The following is a 3,966-nucleotide window of genomic DNA, read 5'->3' as shown; positions in this document are numbered from 1 at the left end:
CGTTGTGCTTGTCTTGCTTTTGCTGCTTATCATCCCTGCCTATTATGTGCTGTTCTATCGCCATTACGTAGCCTATCGCATCTATGTGGAAAGGGTTGAGGATATAAATAAGGTGTTGATGAACACCGGAGAGGCACAAGCCAAACTCGACGCCATAGCCCGTATCATCAAGTCGATAGACAGGCATGGCGGCGAAACGGTGCAGTTTAAGTCGCTTAACGAGGTGGTAAGCCAGATAAGCGAGGTGTTGCAAAAAAGCGTAGAGATGGAGAAGGCGCGCGAAGAGAGCATAGAAATGGCCGAAGACGAACTGCGCCGAGTGGAGATAGAGAACGATAAGCTGCACGTTAACAACAGTGTGCTGGACAATTGCCTTAGTGCACTGAAACACGAGACGATGTATTATCCCTCGCGCATTAGGCAACTGATAGAGAACGGCGGCGAAGACCTGCACGACATGAACGAGTTGGTGGACTATTATAAGGAGTTGTACATGCTGTTGAGCACCCAAGCCATGCGCCTTGTCGACGATTTGCGCTATTCGTACAGGCATGTGCCACTGAAAAAGTTGCTCGATGTTTTTCCCCACACAAGCGAAGACGATGTAGGGGAGCGGCACATCCTGGGCGACGAAGACCTCTTGCGCTACTTGTTCGGCATTCTCGCGCATCTCTTCGAGGGCCATTCGGCTGTGCTGTCAGTAAAAGATAAGGGGGTGAGATACGTGGAAATAGACCTCGAACTGCCCTGTGTGATGTACACCGACGAACAGTGTAGAGAATTGTTCACACCCACAACGCCCAACTTGCAGTTTTATCTATGTAGGCAAATCGTACGCGACACGGGCGAGTTTACCAACGCTAGGGGCTGCGGCGTGTTTGCATCGAACATCGAAAACAAGACACATATCGCAATAACACTGCCCAAAACAACGCAGGCATAAACACTAAACATCATACAACCACAAACGACATGGACAAATTTAAAGTGATAATCGTGGAGGACGTACCCTTAGAATTGAAGGGTACGGAAGGCATATTCAGAAACGAAATACCGGAGGCAACCATCATCGGGACGGCAGATAACGAACCGGCGTATTGGAAATTGCTGAAACAAGAGCTGCCCGACCTGGTGCTGCTCGATCTTGGTTTGGGTGGTTCTACCACCATCGGCGTAGAGATTTGCAGGCACACCAAGGAGCAATTTCCCAAGGTTAAGGTGCTTATCTTTACGGGCGAGATACTTAATGAGAAACTGTGGCTCGACGTTCTCGACGCAGGTTGCGATGGAATTATACTCAAAAGCGGCGAATTGCTTACGCGGGGCGACGTGGCCAGCGTGATGAATGGCAAGCGACTGGTGTTTAATCAGCCCATTCTCGAAAAGATTGTAGAGAAGTTCAAGCGCGTGGTGAGTAACCAAATTTTTAGGCAAGAGGCTTTTATCACTTACGAGATAGACGAGTATGACGAGCGTTTCTTGCGCCATTTGGCTTTGGGCTACACCAAAGAGCAAATAACCAACCTGCGAGGAATGCCTTTTGGCGTGAAGAGTTTGGAGAAAAGACAGAACGAATTGGTAAATAAACTCTTCCCAAATGGTAATGGTGGGATGGGCGTTAACGCCACGCGACTGGTGGTAAGGGCCATCGAACTGCATATACTTGATATAGATAACCTTGTTCCAGACAATGGGTAAGCACAAGATGGTTTGCCATCGGCGAACGGGAAAGTACGTTGCACGGCTCGCACTGGCGTTAGGTGTGTTGCAATTAGTTGCCGTGTTGGGTTCGTGGATATTCAAAGCCGTGAACCCTGAACTCCCTATACGCTCGCTTTTAAGTGCAGAAGGCATCAGATGGATGGTGGGAAACTTCGGTGACAACCTTGCGGGGCGAGGCTTGGTTTGGCTCCTGCTGGGCAGTATGGCCTATGGTTCGGTGCGATTTTGCGGCATTCTCGATGTGCCGCGCAAATGGAAAGCCATGTCTTTTTGGGACCATTTCGGGCTGATGGTGGCCTTAGCCGAACTTTTTGTGATTGTGGTATTGATGCTTTTGCTCACGGTTTTGCCCCATGCCGTTTTGCTTGGGGTAACGGGAAACCTATATCCCAGTAGCTTTTCAAAAAGCTTTTTCCTCATGGTTTGCCTTTCGGTATGCTTTATTAGTGTGTCGTTTGGGGTGGTAAGTTCGCGTTTGCGTTCGCTCGAAGAGGTGTGCGACTGTCTCGTTGCGGGCATTGTTTACACCCTTCCGCTATGGCTTATCTATATTTTGGCCATCGAACTGTACGCCTCTTTGCGGTTTGTTTTCGTGCTTTCGTAATGAAAGGGTAGGGAGGAAACTGCGGAAAGAGTAGGGCGCGAATAACGAAAGAGTAGGGCGCGAACAACCGCATTCGGGATGAAATACCTGGTCATAGCGTGCTTTTGTGATGAAAGGGTAGGGCACGAACGAGCCAATCCGCACGGCATAGGCCTTGCCACGCACCTTAAACGCCCATGTTTATCAGCCGTTAAACGGCCTTTTTGCCCACTTTATGCCTTTAATCGAACAATGTTATAGTGCTTTTTGGCGTATTTTAGCGGTTTTTGTTTTACCGAATGAGAAAAATATCGTAACTTAGCACCTTGTAAATCGTGGAGAAAAAGGCCTTAAATCGAAAGGAAATGGCCTTAGAACGAATATTCAATAAAATCACAATAGATTAGATGGACGAAAATCAAACAATCGATCAAGACAGGATAATCAAGATCAATATCGAAGAAGAAATGAAGTCTTCGTACATTGATTATAGTATGTCGGTTATTGTTGCGCGTGCGTTACCCGATGTGCGCGACGGCTTTAAACCCGTTCACAGGCGCATTTTGTATGGAATGCTGGGCTTAGGAAACACCAGTGACAAGCCATATAAGAAATGTGCGCGCGTGGTGGGCGACGTTTTGGGAAAGTATCACCCACACGGCGACTCCTCGGTATACGGCGCATTGGTGCGCTTGGCACAAGATTGGAACATGCGCTACACCTTGGTAGACGGTCAAGGAAACTTCGGAAGTGTTGACGGAGACTCGGCTGCGGCCATGCGTTACACCGAATGTAGGCTCTCGAAATTGGGCGAACGCATCATGGACGACCTTGAAAAGGACACCGTGGACATGGACGAGAACTTCGATGCCACGCTACAAGAACCCCAAGTGATGCCTACCAAGATACCAAACCTGTTGGTTAACGGTGGTAACGGTATCGCCGTGGGTATGGCTACCAACATGCCAACCCACAATTTGGCCGAGGTATTGGACGGTTGCTGTGCTTATATCGACAATCCTGAAATTGATACAGAGGGACTGATGCAGCATATTAAGGCCCCCGATTTCCCTACGGGTGCTTATATCTATGGCTTACAGGGCGTGAAAGACGCCTACGAAACGGGGCGTGGACGTATCGTGCTGCGTGCTAAGGCCGAGATTGAGAGCGATGAAAGTCACGATAAGATTGTGATTAGCGAAATACCATACGGCGTAAACAAGGCGCAACTCATCGAAAACATCGCCGACTTGGTGAAAGAAGGCCGCTTGGAGGGCATCTCCAACGCCAACGACGAGTCGGGAAGGCAGGGTATGCGTATCGTGGTAGACGTGAAACGCGACGCCAACGCCAACGTGGTGCTGAACAAATTGTTTAAGATGACGCAGCTGCAAAGCTCGTTCTCGGTGAACAATATTGCGTTGGTGAAGGGTCGTCCACGCTTGCTCACGCTTAAAGAATGTGTGAAATACTTTGTAGAGCATCGTCACGACGTTACCATTCGCCGCACCAAGTTCGACTTGAAGAAAGCGCAAGAGCGCGCCCACATTCTGGAAGGACTCATCATTGCCTGCGACAACATCGACGAAGTGGTGCAAATCATCCGCAAGAGCAAAACTCCGTCGGAGGCACAGCGCAATTTGGAGAAACGTTTCGAGCTT

At 49.1% G+C, this 3,966-nt stretch carries 3 protein-coding genes and 1 pseudogene; all 4 read left to right on the top strand.

Going from position 1 to position 3,966, the window contains the following annotated elements:
• Positions 1–943, top strand: a pseudogene (locus BN93_RS09160) (ATP-binding protein); the annotation flags it as partial.
• Between the two features lie 29 nt (positions 944–972).
• On the top strand, positions 973–1,698 hold the full coding sequence (locus BN93_RS09155; RefSeq protein ID WP_009229382.1) for a DUF5932 domain-containing protein: 726 nt from the start codon (positions 973–975) through the stop codon (positions 1,696–1,698).
• Positions 1,691–2,326, top strand: coding sequence for a hypothetical protein (locus BN93_RS09150; RefSeq protein ID WP_019188035.1), 636 nt, complete (start codon positions 1,691–1,693; stop codon positions 2,324–2,326). The genes BN93_RS09155 and BN93_RS09150 overlap by 8 nt, the downstream gene beginning before the upstream one ends.
• A 386-nt stretch (positions 2,327–2,712) precedes the next feature.
• A partial coding sequence (locus BN93_RS09145; protein ID WP_044260257.1) for a DNA gyrase subunit A occupies positions 2,713–3,966 on the top strand: 1,254 nt, incomplete at its 3' end.

Origin of the sequence: Prevotella conceptionensis 9403948, assembly GCF_000312305.1 — a bacterium.
Taxonomy (GTDB): domain Bacteria; phylum Bacteroidota; class Bacteroidia; order Bacteroidales; family Bacteroidaceae; genus Prevotella; species Prevotella conceptionensis.
This window is presented reverse-complemented; position numbering and strand designations above follow the sequence as displayed.

Excerpts from the sequence above, each read along its gene's own strand:
- BN93_RS09155 (WP_009229382.1), top strand. The coding sequence starts at position 973 with ATGGACAAATTTAAAGTGATAATCGTGGAGGACGTACCCTTAGAATTG.
- BN93_RS09150 (WP_019188035.1), top strand. The coding sequence starts at position 1,691 with ATGGGTAAGCACAAGATGGTTTGCCATCGGCGAACGGGAAAGTACGTT.